We start from the raw sequence: 19,794 nt of genomic DNA on the forward strand, positions 1-19,794 counted from the left end.
GATATCTTGATTCGACCACTTTAGCTGGTAATTTCTTTTTAAAAAATCACCTTAAGAGCGTTATTTCTAGGTTAGTTGATTGGGGATAAGAGAGTACTTAGCAACAAAGGTGCTGTTATCAGGTAATTTGTGCCAAAATCTACACAAAGCGGTCTCTAGCACATCCATCATGATTAGTAGTTTGTCAAGCTTTAAGCACTAATTTGCAATTGATATCGCTTAAATGCATATCCTCTATTCATAAATACAAGTGATGCGATCGCCTCCTGTCCACCCATCCAAATTATTGCTGAAAATGAGTGCGATCGCTTTTACTCACTTTTAACTGCTATTCTTGCAACAATAGTAATTACAGCTATACTAACCAGCCTGCAATATCTACCTTGAACTTTAAAAAACTATGCTTACCCAAGATAAAAAACAACGCAACTGGAAACCCATTCTCAAAGCATTCGAGGCTGTACTGGGCAAAAATGGTGTGGTACAACGCCGCGAAGAACTCATTACCTATGAATGCGATGGTTTAACTGGTTATCGCCAACGTCCGGCTGTGGTGGTGTTACCTAGAACTACAGAACAAGTTGCCCAAGTGGTGAAGATATGCAATCAATATTCTATACCCTTCATCGCACGTGGCTCTGGTACTGGTCTATCTGGCGGCGCTTTACCACTAGAAGATTCTGTTTTAATTGTCACTTCGTTAATGCGGCAAATCCTCAGCATTGATTTAGAAAATCAACGGACTGTTGTCCAACCAGGGGTAATTAATAGTTGGGTAACACAAGCTGTTAGTGGTGCTGGATTTTACTACGCTCCTGATCCTTCCAGTCAAATTATCTGCTCTATTGGGGGCAACATTGCCGAAAATTCTGGTGGCGTACATTGTCTCAAATATGGAGTCACCACTAACCACGTTTTAGGATTAAAAATTGTCACGCCAGAGGGGGAAATTATCGATATAGGCGGACAAATTCCTGAAATGCCTGGTTATGATTTAACAGGTATTTTTGTTGGTTCTGAAGGTACTTTAGGAATTGCCACAGAAATTACGTTACGAATTCTCAAAAGTGCAGAATCAATTTGTGTACTGTTGGCAGATTTTACTAGTATTGAAGCTGCCGGGGCAACTGTTTCTGACATCATTAGCGCTGGCATTATTCCTGGTGGTATGGAGATGATGGATAACTTCAGCATCAATGCAGTTGAGGATGTTGTCGCAACTAATTGTTATCCCCGCGATGCTACAGCTATTTTGCTAATAGAAATTGACGGTTTAGAAGTGGAAGTTGCAGGGAATAAGCAGCGAGTTACCGAAATTTGTAAAAAGAATGGGGCGCGGAATGTCACTTCTGCTACTGACCCAGAAACTCGTTTGAAATTATGGAAAGGACGCAAAGCGGCTTTTGCTGCGGCTGGACATTTAAGCCCAGATTATTATGTCCAAGATGGTGTAATTCCCCGGACTCAGTTGCCTTATGTTTTACATGAAATTGAGGAATTAAGTAAACAATACGGTTATCGTGTTGCTAATGTATTTCATGCTGGCGATGGCAATCTTCATCCGCTAATTCTTTATGATAATTCTGTGTCTGGTGCATTAGAGCAAGTAGAAGAAATGGGTGGAAAAATTCTTAAACTTTGTGTCCAAGTTGGTGGTAGTATTTCTGGCGAACATGGCATCGGTGCAGAGAAAAGGTGCTATATGCCACAGATGTTTAGCCAAGTTGATTTAGAAACTATGCAATGGGTACGGCAAGTTTTTAATCCTAAAGGGTTAGCAAATCCTGAAAAGATATTCCCGACACCACGAACTTGTGGTGAAGCAGCAAATGCATCAGCACTCAAGCAATTTGAAGGTGTGGAAAGATTTTAATAAGAAAGAATTCAGGAATCAGAATTCAGGAGTCAATACAGGATAAAACCAAAACACTTGTAGAGACGGCGATTTATCGCGTCTCAAAAACCCACGATTTTGTACAAGTAGCGCTTTGAACCGTATTGAGTTTAGAGTCAGAATTTATCATTTTTTTTGGTATCGTTCGGTATATTCATTACCAAAACTAGCTCCGTATTAAGTATCTAGGCATAAATAAATTTCAAGTTTGTAGTAAGGACTTTAGTCCTGATAATCCTTGCTCTAAGTGATAAATCGCTCACTACAAACTAGGAGTTTATTTTATATTTAATTATGTCTACCTACTTATTTCAAATATTCTGACTCCTGACTTCTGAATTCTGAATTCTTAATCATCATTTCTTTACATTATCCGGAGGATTGCAACTTTATTTTGTAGTTATATATATATTCCGATCGCACTAGGTCACGCTTACAAATGAATCGGGTTGCTCGCCGTTGTGTTGCTTACTTGCTGTGTTTGGGATTAGTAGTCACTTTAACAGGTTTTTTACCCTCTTCACTGCCAGTTTATTCCCAAAAAACTAGTCCTTTAACTACAGAAATTCGCGGCGTTTGGCTGACTAATGTTGCTAGTGGTGTACTATTTGTTCCTTGGGGTATTAACCGTGCCATAAATCAATTATCAACTCTCAACTTTAATACGATTTATCCTGTAGTTTGGAACCGAGGACATACTTTTTATAAAAGTGCTGTAGCTAAAATAACTACAGGTTCAGAAACTCAACCTTTGCTTAACTTCATGCACGGTGGACAGGATGTTTTAGCAAAAATAATCACACTTGCCAAAAATAAAGATTTGAGAGTCATTCCCTGGTTTGAATACGGGTTCATGACACCGCATTATTCACAATTAGCAAGGCGTTATCCTGACTGGTTGACAATTGGGCAAGAAGGTATGAACTCTATTCAAGATGCTCCACCAGAAGAAATCGACAATCTTTTAATCACTAAACAGGCTTGGTTGAATCCCTTACATCCACAAGTACAAGAGTTTATCCAAGGGTTAATATTAGAAGTAGTCAGGGATTATGATGTGGATGGTATTCAGCTTGACGACCATTTTGGGATGCCTGTACAGTTCGGTTACGATCGCTTCACTATTGAACTCTACCAGCAAGAACATCAAGGCAAAAGTCCCCCTGATGACCCTTTTAACCCAGAATGGATGCGGTGGCGGGCAGATAAAATTACTGATTTCATGGCAGAAATCTATCAAGCTGTCAAGGTGGTTAAGCCCAAACTCAAAATATCTCTGTCTCCCAACTATCAAGCTTTTGCTTATAAATACTATTTGCAAGATTGGGAAAATTGGGTAAAAAAAGGTTTAGTTAATGAGTTAATTTTGCAGGTGTATCGACATGACAAAAAGTCTTTTATCGCTCAACTAGAACTTCCATCGATAAAATTGGTTCAAAGTCTAATTCCTGTAGGTATTGGGATATCAACAGGAACGGTAAGTAATCCGGTAAAAATAGCACAAGTTAGAGAACAGGTTCAGGTAGTGCGCGATCGCAATTTTGATGGTATCTCCTTTTTCTATTGGGAGAGTCTCTGGGGTTACATTGTACCGGAATCACCCCAACAGCGACGCAAAGGTTTTTTTGAGATGTTTAATGCAAAAACTGTCAGATTATTACAAACAAAGAAACTTTGATGCCATTCGCGCCTAATAATACTAGATTTGGCTTTACCTTGCTGTGGACTTTAGCTACTTTTGGCGGATTTTTATTGAGTTTACTGCTAATTGAAGTCGGCGAAAAGCCAGATGTTGGCGTAGTAGAGGCGGCTATTGGCGGATTTGCGATCGCACTTTCTCAAGGCTGTCTTCTCAAACAACCTATATTTTGTATCAGGTGGATTTTGTCAAGTCTTTTGGGTTGGAGTATTATTACTGCGATCGGTATTGGTGCGGTGGGTTGGATTGTACCTAGCACTCAGATTCTTCCTTTGAGAATCTTGTCAGGGGCGGTTTATGGTGCCCTTGGCGGCTTGGGGATTGGATTGGCACAATCGTTAGCAATTCCCCAGCCTGTAGCTTGGCGATGGATATTCGTCTCTGCGGCAAGTTGGGCGGTTGCTGTCCCTGTGGGTTCTGCTGTGGGGATCATCTGGCGCTACTTAAGTCAGTTATTTTTAGGCGAAGTCATCGGCTTAGGCATCACTTGGCTGCTAGTTGGTATCCTCACAGGAATCAATGCTCATAAATTGCGATTGTAAGTTGCCACAGACGCAATTAATCGCATTTTTATTAAGAATTATAAACTTAATTGATATATATTTAGGTTTGCACTTAGATATATGCAACAATCTTAAAAAACTGTTAAAAATAAATTGCAGTAAATTTGCCCTCACCTGCAAATGTATTTTCAGCTTCAAAAAGCAGGATTTTGTTAAGCTGACTCCTATTAGCTTTCCTAGATTTCTGACAAGAAGTAGAGAAAGATCAAAATTTCGACGAGCAACAGCTGACAACACTTTGCTATAGGCGCTAAAGTGCATCTACTACAAGCTTAACGACAAGAGAGCGCCTAGAAGAGTCAGTAATACAAGAGTGGGACTCTCGCATGAATATAAATCCAGTGGAATCAACTATGGAGTTGACAAAATTATCGCCACCTCAAATTCTTTTTGGCACAGAAGTAGATGAAAAAAGTAGCAGCGAGCAGTTTCTACTAAGCATTTATGATTCTGTACAGGCATCAATATTTGTAGTTGATGTTTTGGAGGATGGAGATTTCCGATATGTGGCTCTTAATCCCACTCATGAACGGTGGATCGGGATTCGTTCAGACGATCTTCGCGGCAAAAAACCAGAGGATATTCTTTCTGCTATTGATGCTGCAAAGGTGCGTCAACATTATGCGGACTGCGTGCGATTCGGCACAACTATTTCTTACGAACAATGTTTGCAATTTCTAGGAGTTCCCACTTGGTGGAGTACGACTCTCACGCCACTAAAGGATGCTAACTCCAAGGTTTATCGATTGATTGGTACTAGTAGCAATATTACTGCTGTAAAGCAAGCAGAACAAGCAGTTGGACTCCAGGGTGAACGAGAGCAACTGCTAGAAGCGATCGCCGGACGGATTCACCAATCTGTAGAATTAGAGACAATTCTGCATCAGACTACAATTGAACTGCGGCAGTTTTTGAATTGCGATCGCGTGTTGATTTATCGTTTCGAGGCTGATGGCAGTGGAGTAATCATTGCCGAATCAACTGTAGTTACAAGCGATCCCCTATTGGGCAAAAACATCACCGATCCCTGCTTCACTGGCAAACATCCAGAACATTACAGACAAGGTTGCATTCAAGTTGTCGAAGATATTTATGCAGCCGGCTTGCATCCTTGCCATATAGATTTCCTGACATCTTTGCAGATCAGAGCCAATCTCGCCGTGCCGATTTTCCAAGAGCAAGATATGTGGGGGCTATTGATTGCCCAGCATTGCCACCAATCGCGTCAATGGCAGCAAACAGAAATTGACTTGACTCTTCAGTTGGCAATTCAAATCGGCATTGCAGTCCAACAGGCAGAACTTCATCAGCAACTCCAGGATCTCAAAGCCAAGATGGAGTTACAAAAGCAGAAGCACATTAGTCAGTTGCAGCAGGTGCGAAACTTTGAAGCCTTGGTGCGACGTATGACAGAACAAATCCGCGACAGTCTGGATCAAACTCAGGTATTGCAGACACTTACCCAAGAATTAGCAAAATTACTAAACCTTGAGCGTTGCCAAATTGAACTCTACAGTACCTGTCAAACTCTAGTTACTATTGCTTACGAATACAGTATTAATTTGCCTCAATGTCAAGGATTAACTAAACAGATTGCAGATTATCTTGAAGTTTATCAGCCGCTGTTGCAAAAACAACCATTGCAATTTTTGGAAATTTTACCGGGATGGGAACCAAAGTTGCTAGTTATGTCCCAGATGGCTTGTCCAATTTTCGATCCTCAAGGAATTTTAGGAAATATTTGGTTGACAAGACGATCGCAAGAGGCTTTTGACGAATTTGAAATTGAGCTAATGCAACAGGTAGCAAATGAATGTGCGATCGCCATTCGTCAAGCCCAGCTTTACCAACAAAACCAGGCACAGGTAAAAGAACTAGAAAAAAGCGATCGGCTCAAAAACCAATTTCTCAGAACTTTATCCCAAGAACTGCGGACACCAATAACCAGCATCAGCCTTGCAGTCCAAACTCTCGAAAGTGTCCTCACACCAGCAGAAATATCAGAAATAGAAATAGTGCCGCAACTCTTGCAGATTTTGTATAACGAGTGTGGGCGAGAAAGCAAGTTAATTAACGACTTACTCACACTCACATATCTCGAAGCCGAACCCGATCCCCCAACCTTGATTGCTATTGACTTTCAAAGCTGGCTTCATCCCATTATCGAGTCTTTTCGAGACCTCACCAACTGCCAGCGACAGCAGTTAAACTTGACTGTCGATCGGGCGCTGCCGCCTTTGGAGACAGATATCACTGATTTGGAGCGGATTGTCAGCGAACTGCTCAACCATGCCTGCAAATACACCCCAGCCGGGGAATCAATTTCAGTCTCTGCTCAGTTGATCGGGGATGCAGTCGAGCTTAATATTACCAATTCGGGAATAGATCTTACCAGCAATGAACTCTCGCGGATTTTTGAACCTTTTTATCACCTTTCCAAACACGATCCTTGGAAACATAGCGGCACGGGGCTGGAATTGGCATTAGTGCAGAAAATGGTCAGACATTTAGGCGGCTCGATTTATGTAGAGAGTGCAGCAGGTCAAACCACTTTTAGCGTCAAATTCCCCTTTTAATTAGTTTTTTGGGCATAGCACTGGCAAATCTGTTAGAAGTTTGCTATCATGGTTATTCGTGCGGGTGACTAGCTCAACGGTAGAGCAGTAGACTCTTAATCTATTGGTTGCGGGTTCAAATCCCTCGTCACCCACTACTTCCAGGCTGCAAATTTTGCCCTTGACTAATTCTTGACTAAATTAAGCAAGTGCTAACCTCTGAAAGCCTTGTTCCTCAAGGATAATCACTGCTAAAGCTTTGACTAATTTGAATAAAAACGCCTCCCGTCCACTAGATAGGCAAAATTCATATTATCGATAAAGAAGAATTTCGATAATATAAATTTCGCTATGGATGGAATCGATAATATGATCACCCAAGTGACGAAAACGGAATTATGCAACAAGAGCCAACAAACAATAAGCCAATAATCGCAGCGATTATTGATTCACAAAACTACCTTTACGAGCAACTAAAAGACCAATTAGCAATAGAGGATAAAACCCAATATGAGCTAATCACTTTAGGATTAGCCTTATATAAATTAGGCTCAGAATGCTTAGAGCGAGCAAACTATAAGCCATCATCTTGATAATAAGTGACTTTAGGGAGATTTTGACTAATGGAGGATCTAAGCACTAGCAACGCAGCAAAACACCGATTCTGCTGCACTTGTAGAAAGTATTGCAAAAAAGATGAACAGTACTTTCCTGAATCTGTACACTGCCTTTGGTGCTACACCCTGCAAGATGTCATTAAGCAGAAAAGATTTTTCATAATTCCACATTCAACATCAGTTTGAGAAATGGAATACTACAAACTAGAAGGACAAACCCCCGTTGTTATTGAGTCTTTTATGGAGTGGTCTTTGTGGTTAATGTCAGCCAAGACCGTAGTTATGATCAACGAACTTAAGGACTGTATAATTTCAACTAGATTTGTCGGCATAGACTTAAATCCTGGTAGTTGTAACTCTAATTCGCTACCAATGGTATTTGAAACGTTGGTCATGGGTGGCCGGTGCGATGGAAAAAGAAACTTTTACCCTACCTGGGACGAAGCTATACAGGGGCATCTCAAAATATGCACTCAAGTCTTTAAGTTAACTATGAGTTAACTATGAGTTGTCTCCAACTTGACTATAAATTCCCCATTCTCTATTCCCCATTCTCAATTGTCTAGAGTGAATCCCCAGTGAGTTATTCATCCGGCTGAGTCGTTTCCTCATACTCGCGGATCTTAAAATCGGTATCGCGTTGGAGAAACCGCTGGATATCCCTTGTGTAAAACAATACCCTTTTAAATTTGTGGTCAATCTTTTCGTTCAGCTGCCCCAGAAGCATTTGAATAACATCTTTTCGATTTACATATTCTTGAATATGTAAAGCCAAGGTTCTATCAATCTCACGAATTTTTTCAGCATTCCTCGCTTGTTCTTCAAGGGTTTTTTCAATTTGAGTAATCGAATTTGAAATTCGATTCATTTTGCTGATGACAGTAACAGCTATACCACCAAGAACAGAAGCACTAACAAGAATCCCTAAAAATATACCAGTACTTTCTAAAGTTAGTGTTATTCCTGGGGGATTAGAAGGAGTAACAGCTACGACTGTCCGCGTACTCATTATTTAATAACTATAATTTCAACAAATCAATTATCGAAAATATTTCTTCGACTCCCCAACCGCTAGAAAGCCCTAAAGAAGCTGAATCTTGATTCCGAAAGACTCGATATTCAAGCGCTAAAGATTTATTTGCAGCTATTGAAAACTTGCCACTAAGTTCTGCTAAACATTGAACATCTACACCAGACCCAGGATAGATCGAGCTACTATTCAACAAAATAATGTTATCAGTAACATTCCTTAACCTAATTCTTGATGTTGCAGTTCTATAAAAAGGTGAAACTGCATTCAATATATAAGTTCCAGCAGGCAATACAAACTCATTATTAGAAAGCGTAACCGAGGCAGTGTCATCAGTCGCAATACTATTAAGCTTTCGTTTATTCCAACTTCCTGCTGTAGCATTTCCCCCCTCTGTTCCAGATGGTTGGAGTTCCCTTAATTGGATGTAAATAAGTCCACTAGAAGAAACAGGGGGGATATACAAAGGCATTATGTCAACTCCCGAACCAAAGCATTACCGTTAGCAGTCGACCAAATACCACTAATTACACCAGTGTAATGAAATGGCACTTCATAATATCCACCGGGAGATAATTTGACAGTAAATGCGCTTGTTGTCGCAGTTGTACCAAATTCTAGATATAGAGTAGCAGTGCTATCATTCCAAATCGTTGCACCTTTGCGGTTGGAATTGGCAGCAAGAATTGTCTGGCTACTAGTACTAGAAGCAACTGTAGTCGGAGTTGAAGTACCACTAGTTGATTCAACTAGTGTCGCTGTAGCCGGATTATAAAGAGCCATTATTCAATACACTCCACAAAAGAAAGTTTGCAATTATTGGTAGCAATGGCGCTAACCTTGCCTATGTAGAGGTTATTACTATTAATTTCATAACTACCTCCACGAGGCTTTAAAACAATTCCTTTACCAACTGCTGCATTTGCTTTATCACCCAAAATAATCGTGATATCAATTGAGGAGTTATTTACAAATGCTGCGTAACTTCTAGAACTGTTAGCATTCAAAACAACGTCAGATATATTGCTAGTTAGCGATTTGTCAGCATTGGTACAATTGCTAAACTTGGCAACACCACCGAATTCTTGAGTATTGTTAATCATTATTCAGTCGGGTCATCAAGATTATCAACAAACAATGCAGTATCAACTTTGACTCGCACCGTAAATTCAAATTCTGGCGCTTCTGGTGTCCCTGTAAGCTGTTGAGAAGCAAATTGAATTGGAGGTAAGTTAGCAGCAATTCGAGCTTCATTTACTTGATTCGTTAATACAGACAAGCCTTGCAAAAGCTTGACCATTCCTTTAACACAAGAAGTATCTGTAGTTAAGGTGCTTCCACTCTCAGTTAATAAGCTGAGGTTGAGTTTGAGTTGATTGTTTCCAACAAATTCAATTGAACCGGCAGGTAATTTTTCAGCTAATGCGGTGTAACTTAATGTCGTCATAAATTATCAACCTTGAATTTAATAGTTAGTGTTATTTCGAGAGAGTTGGTAATAGCGCTGTATTCTTACCGTCACATCATTCCTTAGTGCTTAAGAATAGATGTATTCAGTAACTTTAACTTTGGCAGTTGTTGTTAGCACTCCTGTACAAATGCCAACAATGGCATTTTGACTAGAATTATCATCAAGAAATTTCTCGCCGGGAGCGAGTGAAAAATCATAATTACTAGCAGAAACAGTCACAGTATTAGCCGTTGGATCAGTCCCAACAGTTACGTACTTAAAATAAACTGTTGAGGGGCCTACATTTGTAAGCAGGCATGAATGCCTACTTCCATCAGCCTTTTCGCCGACAACTGTAGTTTTAGTTGTGGTAACACTAACATCGTTAATTGGTTGAGCATTCGTAGCCTGCTGTTTGTTGATGGAAGAATAAAACATAACATTAGATGAGTGAAAACCTTCTATATTGATTTGCCAGGGAGTTAGAGATTTATCTAGTCGCTTGAAAGCTAATCTTTGCGTAGTCATTCCTTTGAGTAAAGGCAGATATAAAATCTCTTTTTCTTCTCTGTAAGTTAACCTTTGAGGACTAAAAATGTTGATACCATTGTCATCAAACCCTTGGGCAACTAAAGCTCTAAAATACATATCACTTGTCGAATCAACACTACAAATGTGTTGGATTCTAAATAACTCTGTGCTGAGAATATCTGTTAGAGTCCAAGTACTTGTAATCTCAAAAGTGCCCAAGGATTTCCACGGCATTTTACGTTGTTGGGTCAACTAAATTATCTGAAAACTGACTAGTGTCAACTGCAATTCACCTAAAGCAGAAAAAGTAAGAATCATAGCAAATTATCAACTTTAAATTCAATCGTTTCAAGTTTTGCTCTAACAGTCTGAATTAATTCTTCTGTTGAGTCGCTTACGGTTCCCGTATACACCCAAACACCCAAGGTCACTTCTTCAATCCAAGGCATCGCCTCAAAACGCAATCGGTAATCATTGGTAATTTGGGTAAATCTAATTAAATCAATGCTGTTGAGCTTAACAAGAGAGCGATTGAAATCTGTTTCAGTGCTGGGCACACTTCCCAACCCCTCATAAATCACCGTGTCGTCGATATGAATCCCGCCTATTTGCTGATAAAGGTATCCAGCACGTAACCACGTTGGCTTTGCTTTACTTGATGATGCTCCTACCAATAAAATGTGTTTATCAGTGACAAAAGGCAATTCAACCGGATCGATGATTGGAGCTTTAATTCTGCGATTTTGGGGGTTGCCTGAAAGCTTTTGATAATAGAAAAGCTCCCAAGCGCCAACTGCTCTAATGTCAGCTAATAATGCCATCGCCTAAGTCCCAATCTTGGGCCACATCAAAAACATCAAAGCCTTGGTCATTGATGAAATCTAAGAGATGATCTGGGGGAATTTCACCGTTGAGAAAGTCGCGGGTCATTGCACTTCGCGCCATCATTAAGTTCAATTCCTCGGCAAACTCTTCTCCTGATTGACCTGGATACCAGATGACAGGCACGGAAATATCAATCTTCATTAATCATCAACCACTAGAGCTTACGGGGTAACGCTCTGACTCAAACCAGACGCGCCCATAACTGCCACCAAGATTGTCTTTGATAGAGGTAAAAATTCCTTTGACTTTGGTATCAAGCGCAGTAGGAGTTGCGGCGGTGACTGCGGCAGAATAATTGTACTGAGCGTTGCTGTCTCTATTCCCCCTGCCATAGCGGGTGTACGGACGATTTGATCCTTTGGCGCGAACAGTACTAGGGGAGCTATCAGATACCATTGCTCGCATTTGAGCCGGAGAAAAACCACGAGGAGCGCTAGGGTCAGTAGCAGCTGCTGCTAAACCTAATGCTGTAATTCCTCCGAAAAACTGTATTCCGGCCGCGGATACCTGGATGGTAAAAGCTGAATCTGCCGTAGCTAAAGGAGAAAGTACCGCATACTTAACAGCAGTTTTTGGGCGGCGTTGAGTGGCTGCACCATCTTCTTTTTGTGGTGGGTTATAGGCTTCTCTTGCCTTGGCGTACTTAAGCTGGTTTTCTAGTTCACGAGCGCTCTTGCGTCTAGACATATTAGTTTTATTTCTTACTCAGTAATTGTCTGTTATTCAGTCATAGCAGCAATTACAAGTCACTATTTCCAGCCGGATAACATATATGTTGTCCGTTAAATTTTTGTCATGATTCGGCATGATTCTGGCTAAACTCGCTCAATGACACTTCTAAGGCGAGAACCAGATGTGGCAACCAAGTTAATCGGATTTTGTTTGCCCCAGACGAGTAGTTGGGCAAAGCGGAAATTTAGCTGACTCGATCTTCTGCGAACGAATTTTTTGACTGTACGCCCGTAGACGCGATGAGTTCCGGGACTTGTGGAATAAGTACGATCGTTGTCGATAAATTGGATAAAGTCTCGCTCAAAGGGGTGTTCTTGAATTTCTAGGACTGCTCTGATGATTCGTTCGCCCTCGGTTTTATTGGGAACTAAAAGTTTTAATTCATAACCGCGTTCTTTGTCTGTGTAGGTGCATTTAAAATGTCCTTTATGCCAGACAAATGGAGGAGTAGCAAAGATGTTTTTGATTTGTCTGGCTAACCGTTCTGCATCGCTCCTACTGATAGTTTCACTGGATTCATGCATTAATCTAAAGGTAATTTCACCTTCTAACTGAGGAGTTGATTCATTACTGTGAAGTTCAAAATTGTATGGCTCTAAAAAATAAAGTTTTACTTGAGGTTTAAAAGTCCGTTCGGACTGGACATTGAACCAAGGAATACCATATACGGGACGCTGCACGCTTTGTAATCTTCCGGCTGTTACTTCAAACAACCACATTCTCATTAATGTCATTGTTGAAGTATCAGAATCTTTCATCAGGCAAGCCACTTTTAGAGATTTCTTAGGAGTGTCTATACTATCGGATTCAGTATTCTTAAAATATTGATTTACTGCTTTATTGTGCCAGAGTCTTACAGTATCTTGTAAGTGTTCCCATTCGCTAAAATTATCTGGTAATGGCATTATTAGTTATCCTCGTCAGCTTCAAAATCTGTATCATTAAGTTCTAATCCAGTAGCGCTCACTAATTTGGAGAGATCAAAACCAGCTTTAACTTGTGTTGCTTCCGGTGGCGTAGTACCTTGCTTGCCATCTGGTTCTTGACCTAATGCTTTCAGAAATTCGGTCTTTTGAGTTCCAATTTGAGTAACTGTATCTTGAACGCTTAAGACTTCGGAAGCAACGATATCAACTTGGCTAACTACATTTTCAGTTGTTTCTAAAGCGGTAAAGAATTTATTTTGAAAATCGGGTGTAGGATTCATCCATCTATAGGCACTTTCTCCAACTTCACCCCATTTGCGCAGAGCATTGCCAATTACGGCGACCCAAGAGCCTACAACTTCCAAAGCACTGAGAATGGAATACCCAATTGATTGAATTGAATTCATCAGATTGGCAGCGGCTTGATAAATTCGATTCCATTTTTTATATTCAGCTTTTATTCCTCCCCATTCACTCTCGCCAATTACTGATTTGGCTAGAGAATCAAATTGACTTCCTAATATTTCACCAATATTTAATGGGCTTCCCTCTGCATCTTTAATGCCAATTGCTGCGAGAACATTTGAGATAGCACTAGTTAATGTCTGTCCCAAGTTAGCAGAAAGCATATAGGCATTATGAAGAGTTTGCCACCAAATCAAAATATTCAGGACTCTATCAAGATGAAGCCATTGACTGAGCCTTTGCAATTTACCTGATATCCCACCAGGAATTAAATCGCCAAGTTTTGTATTGATTAATTCTAAAAGTGCTAGTTGAGCAGCGTTTGCACCAGCATTAATTTTGTCTAGAAGGTTAGCTGTATTTTGATTATTATTTTGATTAACTTTATTGGCAGAATCATCTATTGCTTTTCCCAGACATCCCCCAGGTTGAGCAATTTCGCATACCGCGCCTTGGGTGGTTTCTTTGTTTGCAGCTTGTACGGTGGGAGATTTGGCGATCGCGTCTGGTATACCTTGTATCGCTGGTGTTAAGGCTGCAATTGCCGTTGCGATCGCAGTAATACGTCCAATCTGTTCTTCAAAATCTTTCTTTTGTTGATCTAATGCCGTTTCTGTTGGCGTTTTTGCGATCGGTGCTGATTTTGCCTTTGGCACGGGCGATAGAGCATCACTAATTGGTACAGGCTTCGCTGTTTCCGGTACATACGCGGGATATGCGAACGTTGACGGATTCAGGGCTGTTGTCGATGCTTCACCGCTTGAAAGCATCGGTGTAATGCGTGGTACAGCAATGTCCTCTGGTTCGGCAAATGGTAAAGATTGACGCTGTGGTAGTGGCTGCATTGCTGGCAACATACCACCAAGGTTTGATGGTTGATGTTCGGGATTAGGCAGATATGAGGGGGCTAGTCCACCGTGACCGGGAAAGAATGGCGCTCCATTTGGGGTGTTATTTGAAGGCATCGAGGGAGCGACTTGTTTATCCTTGCCTTTGTTTAACCCTGCGGCTGGCTTACCAGAAGGGATTGTATTGTCATTGCCGATTGGGGAAGTGTCGTAACGGTAAGGTGTGTTGTCCGGCGGGGGTGTTGGTGCGGTCTTGTCAATGTATCTATCTTGCGTCCCTCCACTGACGTAAGCAATGGATATCTGAAGTCCGTATGGTTTTACTGCCGGGGCGAAACCGCTCCCTTGTATCCGATTTAATATGCTGCCATCGGCGTTTCGAGCAATGATCCGACAACCTGGTGCGCCTTCTAGCGGATTTTCTTCTAAATGAATATCGCTTATTGGCCCGTAAACATCAGCATTCATTACCTGATTATCACCAGGCGATCCATTAAAGGTAGTCTTCCAAGTGCATCGCACAGAATAAAGCGCTCCAACACCTTGACCGCCAACAAACGGCGGGTAATTTGGTGCATTTGACTCCAGGTGTCCCACCCCAGAGGGCAGTTGTGGGGGAAAAAGTGCATTTGCCAGATAACCACCAGCAAAACCACCAATAGACGAGCCGATATATCCACCAAGGGGCCCGCCAATGGCAGTGCCGATGATGCCACCAACGACGCTACCAGCGACGACGCCGACGGTGGTTGTAGCAGCCTGGGTAACGGATTGTCCAGCGATTAACGCACCTGCAAATGTCAGTCCAGCTGTAACGCCAGGAGCAACAAGCCTACCAGCTGCCTGTGGCAACGTTTTTGGTAGTGCTTGCCCAATACCGCCGACGGTATTACCAATCGCTTCACGAATAATCGCAGGGCGTGGTGTTGCAGTCGGTTCTACCAGTGAGTCAGCGCGTGCTGCTGTACCGTTTAGGGTTGGCGGTGGTGCGCCTGTTGATGGCAAGGGTTGGCGTTCCGGCGTCGATCGTTGGATTTGAGACAGTGGTGATTCGCGCCGTGTTGGTTGCACAAATTCTGCATCCACAACCTCGCTTCCACTGATGCGGTTTCGTAGTCCGTTTCGCTGTATTTGTTCTCGCTCCAACAGCAATCTGTTGCGCTCGTTTGTAGCAGCCGTTTCAGCCTTTATTCGTTGTTCGGCAGCAGCTTGCCGCTCCAGCCGTAATGCAAGTTCGGCAGGGCTTTCTTTGTACTCGTAATTTGGTAGCGTTCGCTCATACCTGACACGAGCGCTGATAGCTTCAAAATCGATTGGATCGCCAGCAGGAACGCCACTTGCAGGGCGATTTGTAAGAGAGCCGTGCAACGCCGCATCGCTGGCATCAAGTGAAGCAAATTGGCGTGGGTTTTCCATAATGGTTCACCGATTGCTATTAATTCTGCTTAAATGCGGCGGGTAAGGCAGTATTACTCAATGGTTGAATATATGTCCAGTTTTTATTTGCACCGCTTGCCTGGTCGGACGACACTTCCAGCGATACCCTGACGATCATCCGTGTCTTTGCATCAGCTGCTACGAAAAAGTTCCCTGCTTGGCAAGCACGCTCCGTGTACCCCGCTCCCTCAACAACAACGAGTGTCGGATTGATACTAAATAGCGCCGATCCTACCCACGCAGCAAGTTTTTCTAATGTGTCAATCTGAGATGGAATATCTGTGGCTATATTTAGTGCTGTCATTTTTTTGAAGAGATTTGTAAATAGTTACTCTTCTGTTTTATGGGGCAATGAAAATTGTGTAAATGTTCCACTTTTATGTAGAAGTGGAGTATTCACGGATTACGCCAAACCATTGCCAGTAATACGATAGAGCCTATATTTGCTTATCGCAGATAGAAAGTAAATTCCACTTTTACCATTAGTCAAAGTAAAAGTGGAATATCTAAAAGTTGGTTCTTAATATGAAAAATAACAGAAGCGGACAAGCTGCTACATTATCCAATGATGAATATTCTAAAATCCGCAGACAAATCGTAAGTGAAAAGTACAAAATCCTTTTCGCCTTGGGGTGGTACACTGGCGAACGCTGGGGAGCTTTAATTCAGTTGAAGGTTTCCGATGTTTACGATACTGATGGCAAGCCATACTCAGAAATTACTTTCAGAGCTACCACTCGCAAGAAAGACCCAGACGGAAACAGCGAAACTCGCCAAGTTCCGATCCATGAACTGCTGCGCGAGCAGCTAGGCTACTACAAACCAGACAAAGACAGTATTTGGCTTTTCCCTGGACGAGATATTGAAAAACATATCTGTTGGCGTAATGCCTACGATATTCTCACTAGCGCTGTTGAGAAGGCAGGGCTAGCAAGTAAAGGTGTTAGTACTCACAGTACTCGTAGAAGTTTTGTTACCAATCTGCACAATAACGGTATTAGCTTGGCAACGATTAAGCGAATTACGGGACACAAGGATATCAAGTCTTTGGAGCGTTACATCGACATCGCCGCTGACCAATTAAGGGGAGCGATCGCAACTCTATAAATCCCAACCTGTGACAAATAAGGTTTGGGGCGGATAAGGTAGTGAAGCTCAAGGCAGTAAAGCCTAAAACTAATAGATGTTAGATTTCAGTACAAGTTGCGATCGCACTCTCCTCTGATCGGTGCGATCGCTTTTTAAAGGAGAAAAAATATGACTACTACAACCAAAGAACTGACTGTAGAAGAACTGATTCAAGAATTACAAGACTTTCCGAGTGATGCACATATCTGCTTGACAGATGCTTATGGTGAAACGTTTACCATCATCGGTTTTGAGGCTGGGTCTGACTGTGTGAACATGGTCATCTCTACCGAGGATGCCGCCGATGATGACGACGATAAGGGGGAATAAACCAAATACAGCACACGTTCAGCTACACTACGAATGACAAATGGGGACTTATGTCAGTAACTGCTGGCATAAGCTTTTTTATGATTTTGCAATACTTGTCGATCGCACTCCGGCGGATTATAATGTCAGGCTTTTGCTAGTTGATGCGGAAAGTAAGGTTTTGCAAGTCGTTTTTTGCGATCGTCAGATTTTAACCAGATGCCATCGGCTCGAATGGTAGTGATGGTGGCAAAACTGTTCTTCTGTTTGCCCTCCAGGATTACTACCTTGTCACCTGCACTGAAAGCGTGTCTGGGCGACTGTTCACAAGTTAGCAAGTCGGTAAAGGGTAAACTCTGCGTTCCTCGCCCAGGAATCTTACAACTAACCTCTAGCAACTCATCATTAATGTTAAATGCCTCTACTTCTCGCTGGTAAGTCTGGCTCCAATATCTATACTTCTCCTTAATCAAAGGCAAGGGGGGCAATTCTTGCTCTGTGGACTGTAATACATGACTCTTGTCATCGAGGCGATCACACTCGCATTGGATCACCTTATGATCACCTTGCGATCGCCTTGCCGGATCACCTTCTGGATTGCTTGCTGGTTCTGCGTTTCCGGCTAAGGTGATCGGGCGATCGTTCTTGATGTTGATTTTTTTCTCTGATTCAGGATTTGATAAAATTGCAATTTTTGATGTACTTAGATGATCACCTTCCAAATTCTCTGGCAAGTTATCGGCTGAAATGGTTTCTAGGGAATGGTTGGTATTGTGGTTGGTAAGGTGATCCGTCAAGGTGATCATAGAGGTGATCACAGGTGATCCATCGTTTTTATACACATCATCATTTTTGCCATTTATCTCGTCATGATAAGTGTTTGAGTCATTTTCAGAGGTGATCCGCGGAGATGGTGTTATTGTTGCACTTTGTAACAGAATTTCTGTACTACAATTTTCGGATTCCCAAGCAATGTAATACAGCTTTTTCGTCCCGCTAAGGCTTCTCTCGTCAAGGCTTATTAGTCCGTCTCTGGCTAATTGCGATAAGCAGCGCCGTGCGTTACCAGAGGTCGTGCTGATATAGTGAGCTACTTCTTCAGCTTCAAATTTCTTGTTAGCGTGTTCCTGTAAAAACTTAACGATGCGGTCTTTAGTGGAATTGTCTGGTGAGCCGAGTTCTTGCCCAACTTCCTCTAACAGAGAAAAACTAAAATCCTCTTCGTTGAAAAATAGGCGATAGCTCGCAGGGAAGCGGCGCGATCGCGATTTCTCGATCGTGAGAATTTTCTCTTGGGGGTTAGCGCTGGGGTTGGTGTCTTTTTCGAGCTTGATAACTTCTGAGACGGCGTTCCTAACTGCTGTTGTCCCCCTAGCTCCTCCGCTTTTGTTGGTGTGGTGAACAATGACTACGGTTATCCCTGTTTCTGCCGCGAACTTGTTTAGCTCCAGGACTGGGCGAGAGTATTCTGTTCTGTTTTCGTCGTAAAGGGAGTGGCGGTTAACAAAGGTCAGGGAGTCGATCATCACGATTGCAGGTTTAAATTCATTTGCGTCTTGGTACAAAATCGGCATTGCGTCAGTGTTCCAGCCAAATCTAACTTCTGTCCTTTGGCGAACTTCTGTACCTGGTTTGAATCCGCGCTTGTTGAGCGCCTGGAGCATATCGTGTTTTGACTCGTCACCTTGATAAATCAAAACGCGGCGACTATCGGCGGTGGCAGGAAACCCATTCCAGTTTTTACCGGAGGCGATGCAGTGGAGCAAGTCGTAAAGCCATTTGGTTTTACCCACGCCACCATCGGCAATAACTAGCGCGGTGGTTGCCTGTGCGAGTATCCCTCCTAAAAGCCATTTCCTTCCCTCTGTTCCTATTTCCTCTTCAAGTTGATCTAAGCTTTTGCGTGGCTCGACTGTGGCGCACAGTGATTTTATGTAGAGGTCTTCAAGTCCTGTTATTCCTTTTTTTATCTCAGGGTGAGCATTAGCTAGTAGATTAAGCCTGTATAGTTTCAGACTAGGGTCAGATGTTTTAAGGTAAACATCTTCTAGTTCACTTATTAGCTTCTTGTGATGCCACAACTCATTCTCTTCTTTTGTTGGAGCTAGTGGGGTTTCAATTACTGAGAGAACTTTGCTTTTAGAAGCTACACAAATATCTGTCCATTCTGCTTCAGTATCGTAAGCTAAATGTATAAGTTCATTGCCTGCTTTTATAAGTTCTCTACGTCGGGCTGTTAGCATTACTAATGTAGCTAAACTATCAATGTTGATAGCGCTAACTGTTCTATCAACAAGAGTAGCTAATTTATTTCTGCCACCAATTTTTGCTAATAAATCATGGTCTGATAACCAGCTAGTAACGTGCAATAATCCCGATGAACCGCCTGCTGGTAGTCCTTTTTTGCAAACACGAAGACAAGCTTGATAGATATCTCTATGTGCGCCAATATAAAAGTGTTCTGTTCTTAGTCTGTCTTTAACTTGATAAATTGCATTTGGATCAAGCAATATACCACCTAGCACCGCTTCTTCTGCTTCAATATTCTGCGGCGGGAGCCTGTCATCAACAGATTTAAAGTTTGGTTCTTCGGTATATGTATAGGGGATTACTACCATTTTCTTGTCCCCCCATTAGCTAGCTTTGAATTATTTGATGTGATAGAATACAGGAAATTAACGGTTATTTGACCGCTTAATCTTATTAAGTATTTGTTCATTTTTTA

20 protein-coding genes and 1 tRNA gene are annotated in these 19,794 nt (G+C 42.0%); 8 read left to right on the top strand and 13 right to left on the bottom strand.

The features are described from left to right. Positions 1–400 precede the first annotated feature (400 nt). From glcD to RM368_RS17890, 6 genes are all read left to right on the top strand, one after another. On the top strand, positions 401–1,873 hold the full coding sequence (glcD, locus tag RM368_RS17865; protein ID WP_322695299.1) for a glycolate oxidase subunit GlcD: 1,473 nt from the start codon (positions 401–403) through the stop codon (positions 1,871–1,873). Between the two features lie 460 nt (positions 1,874–2,333). Continuing rightward, positions 2,334–3,572, top strand: a complete 1,239-nt coding sequence (locus RM368_RS17870) for a glycoside hydrolase family 10 protein (RefSeq protein WP_322695300.1) — start codon at positions 2,334–2,336, stop codon at positions 3,570–3,572. Beyond that, positions 3,572–4,135, top strand: coding sequence for a hypothetical protein (locus tag RM368_RS17875; RefSeq protein ID WP_322695301.1), 564 nt, complete (start codon positions 3,572–3,574; stop codon positions 4,133–4,135). The genes RM368_RS17870 and RM368_RS17875 overlap by 1 nt, the downstream gene beginning before the upstream one ends. Before the next feature lie 347 nt (positions 4,136–4,482). Then, entirely contained in the window at positions 4,483–6,732 is a 2,250-nt protein-coding gene (locus RM368_RS17880) for a GAF domain-containing protein (RefSeq protein ID WP_322695302.1), read from the top strand. Positions 6,733–6,794: 62 nt separating this feature from the next. Continuing rightward, positions 6,795–6,866 (top strand) — tRNA-Lys (locus tag RM368_RS17885). 243 nt (positions 6,867–7,109) lie between these two features. Further along, on the top strand, positions 7,110–7,304 hold the full coding sequence (locus RM368_RS17890) for a hypothetical protein (protein ID WP_322695303.1): 195 nt from the start codon (positions 7,110–7,112) through the stop codon (positions 7,302–7,304). Positions 7,305–7,911: 607 nt separating this feature from the next. On the opposite strand, the gene RM368_RS17895 is transcribed toward RM368_RS17890, so the two are convergent. From RM368_RS17895 to RM368_RS17950, 12 genes are all read right to left on the bottom strand, one after another. Beyond that, positions 7,912–8,337 carry a hypothetical protein gene (locus RM368_RS17895; RefSeq protein WP_322695304.1) on the bottom strand — a complete coding sequence of 142 codons (426 nt, stop codon included), beginning with the start codon at positions 8,335–8,337 and terminating at the stop codon, positions 7,912–7,914. A gap of 10 nt (positions 8,338–8,347) precedes the next feature. Further along, on the bottom strand, positions 8,348–8,830 hold the full coding sequence (locus RM368_RS17900) for a hypothetical protein (RefSeq protein WP_322695305.1): 483 nt from the start codon (positions 8,828–8,830) through the stop codon (positions 8,348–8,350). Then, entirely contained in the window at positions 8,830–9,141 is a 312-nt protein-coding gene (locus RM368_RS17905) for a hypothetical protein (protein WP_322695306.1), read from the bottom strand. Before RM368_RS17905 ends, RM368_RS17900 begins: the two co-directional genes overlap by 1 nt. Next, complete coding sequence (locus RM368_RS17910) at positions 9,141–9,461, bottom strand: hypothetical protein (RefSeq protein ID WP_322695307.1); 321 nt, start codon at positions 9,459–9,461, stop codon at positions 9,141–9,143. The genes RM368_RS17905 and RM368_RS17910 overlap by 1 nt, the downstream gene beginning before the upstream one ends. Further along, positions 9,461–9,805 carry a hypothetical protein gene (locus RM368_RS17915; RefSeq protein WP_322695308.1) on the bottom strand — a complete coding sequence of 115 codons (345 nt, stop codon included), beginning with the start codon at positions 9,803–9,805 and terminating at the stop codon, positions 9,461–9,463. The genes RM368_RS17910 and RM368_RS17915 overlap by 1 nt, the downstream gene beginning before the upstream one ends. Before the next feature lie 90 nt (positions 9,806–9,895). Further along, complete coding sequence (locus RM368_RS17920) at positions 9,896–10,591, bottom strand: hypothetical protein (protein ID WP_322695309.1); 696 nt, start codon at positions 10,589–10,591, stop codon at positions 9,896–9,898. Positions 10,592–10,653: 62 nt separating this feature from the next. Further along, a complete protein-coding gene (locus RM368_RS17925; protein WP_322695310.1) occupies positions 10,654–11,160 on the bottom strand; it encodes a hypothetical protein in 507 nt (168 codons plus the stop codon). After that, positions 11,144–11,365, bottom strand: a complete 222-nt coding sequence (locus tag RM368_RS17930; protein ID WP_322695311.1) for a hypothetical protein — start codon at positions 11,363–11,365, stop codon at positions 11,144–11,146. Before RM368_RS17930 ends, RM368_RS17925 begins: the two co-directional genes overlap by 17 nt. 6 nt (positions 11,366–11,371) lie before the next feature. Then, positions 11,372–11,911, bottom strand: a complete 540-nt coding sequence (locus tag RM368_RS17935; protein WP_322695312.1) for a hypothetical protein — start codon at positions 11,909–11,911, stop codon at positions 11,372–11,374. A gap of 128 nt (positions 11,912–12,039) precedes the next feature. Then, the gene (locus tag RM368_RS17940) at positions 12,040–12,861 is read right to left on the bottom strand and encodes a hypothetical protein (RefSeq protein WP_322695313.1); all 822 of its coding nucleotides are present in this window, start codon (positions 12,859–12,861) and stop codon (positions 12,040–12,042) included. 2 nt (positions 12,862–12,863) lie between these two features. Further along, positions 12,864–15,611 carry a hypothetical protein gene (locus RM368_RS17945; protein WP_322695314.1) on the bottom strand — a complete coding sequence of 916 codons (2,748 nt, stop codon included), beginning with the start codon at positions 15,609–15,611 and terminating at the stop codon, positions 12,864–12,866. Between the two features lie 19 nt (positions 15,612–15,630). Further along, positions 15,631–15,936 (bottom strand): glucose-6-phosphate dehydrogenase, encoded by a 306-nt coding sequence (locus RM368_RS17950; protein ID WP_322695315.1) that lies wholly within the window; start codon positions 15,934–15,936, stop codon positions 15,631–15,633. A 221-nt stretch (positions 15,937–16,157) separates the two neighbouring features. On the opposite strand from RM368_RS17950, the gene RM368_RS17955 reads away from it, so the two are divergent. Next, positions 16,158–16,739: a tyrosine-type recombinase/integrase gene (locus tag RM368_RS17955; RefSeq protein WP_322695316.1), complete on the top strand. Its 582-nt coding sequence runs from the start codon at positions 16,158–16,160 to the stop codon at positions 16,737–16,739. A gap of 150 nt (positions 16,740–16,889) precedes the next feature. Further along, positions 16,890–17,090, top strand: coding sequence for a hypothetical protein (locus tag RM368_RS17960; protein WP_322695317.1), 201 nt, complete (start codon positions 16,890–16,892; stop codon positions 17,088–17,090). Positions 17,091–17,215: 125 nt separating this feature from the next. On the opposite strand, the gene RM368_RS17965 is transcribed toward RM368_RS17960, so the two are convergent. Next, positions 17,216–19,687, bottom strand: coding sequence for an AAA family ATPase (locus RM368_RS17965; RefSeq protein WP_322695318.1), 2,472 nt, complete (start codon positions 19,685–19,687; stop codon positions 17,216–17,218). Positions 19,688–19,794 lie beyond the last annotated feature (107 nt).

This window comes from Nostoc sp. DedSLP03 (genome assembly GCF_034530815.1).
Classification (GTDB): Bacteria; Cyanobacteriota; Cyanobacteriia; order Cyanobacteriales; family Nostocaceae; genus Nostoc.

Excerpts from the sequence above, each read along its gene's own strand:
- glcD (WP_322695299.1), top strand. The coding sequence starts at position 401 with ATGCTTACCCAAGATAAAAAACAACGCAACTGGAAACCCATTCTCAAA.
- RM368_RS17870 (WP_322695300.1), top strand. The coding sequence starts at position 2,334 with ATGAATCGGGTTGCTCGCCGTTGTGTTGCTTACTTGCTGTGTTTGGGA.
- RM368_RS17875 (WP_322695301.1), top strand. The coding sequence starts at position 3,572 with ATGCCATTCGCGCCTAATAATACTAGATTTGGCTTTACCTTGCTGTGG.
- RM368_RS17880 (WP_322695302.1), top strand. The coding sequence starts at position 4,483 with ATGAATATAAATCCAGTGGAATCAACTATGGAGTTGACAAAATTATCG.
- RM368_RS17890 (WP_322695303.1), top strand. The coding sequence starts at position 7,110 with ATGCAACAAGAGCCAACAAACAATAAGCCAATAATCGCAGCGATTATT.
- RM368_RS17895 (WP_322695304.1), bottom strand. The coding sequence starts at position 8,337 with ATGAGTACGCGGACAGTCGTAGCTGTTACTCCTTCTAATCCCCCAGGA.
- RM368_RS17900 (WP_322695305.1), bottom strand. The coding sequence starts at position 8,830 with ATGCCTTTGTATATCCCCCCTGTTTCTTCTAGTGGACTTATTTACATC.
- RM368_RS17905 (WP_322695306.1), bottom strand. The coding sequence starts at position 9,141 with ATGGCTCTTTATAATCCGGCTACAGCGACACTAGTTGAATCAACTAGT.
- RM368_RS17910 (WP_322695307.1), bottom strand. The coding sequence starts at position 9,461 with ATGATTAACAATACTCAAGAATTCGGTGGTGTTGCCAAGTTTAGCAAT.
- RM368_RS17915 (WP_322695308.1), bottom strand. The coding sequence starts at position 9,805 with ATGACGACATTAAGTTACACCGCATTAGCTGAAAAATTACCTGCCGGT.
- RM368_RS17925 (WP_322695310.1), bottom strand. The coding sequence starts at position 11,160 with ATGGCATTATTAGCTGACATTAGAGCAGTTGGCGCTTGGGAGCTTTTC.
- RM368_RS17930 (WP_322695311.1), bottom strand. The coding sequence starts at position 11,365 with ATGAAGATTGATATTTCCGTGCCTGTCATCTGGTATCCAGGTCAATCA.
- RM368_RS17935 (WP_322695312.1), bottom strand. The coding sequence starts at position 11,911 with ATGTCTAGACGCAAGAGCGCTCGTGAACTAGAAAACCAGCTTAAGTAC.
- RM368_RS17940 (WP_322695313.1), bottom strand. The coding sequence starts at position 12,861 with ATGCCATTACCAGATAATTTTAGCGAATGGGAACACTTACAAGATACT.
- RM368_RS17945 (WP_322695314.1), bottom strand. The coding sequence starts at position 15,611 with ATGGAAAACCCACGCCAATTTGCTTCACTTGATGCCAGCGATGCGGCG.
- RM368_RS17950 (WP_322695315.1), bottom strand. The coding sequence starts at position 15,936 with ATGACAGCACTAAATATAGCCACAGATATTCCATCTCAGATTGACACA.
- RM368_RS17955 (WP_322695316.1), top strand. The coding sequence starts at position 16,158 with ATGAAAAATAACAGAAGCGGACAAGCTGCTACATTATCCAATGATGAA.
- RM368_RS17960 (WP_322695317.1), top strand. The coding sequence starts at position 16,890 with ATGACTACTACAACCAAAGAACTGACTGTAGAAGAACTGATTCAAGAA.
- RM368_RS17965 (WP_322695318.1), bottom strand. The coding sequence starts at position 19,687 with ATGGTAGTAATCCCCTATACATATACCGAAGAACCAAACTTTAAATCT.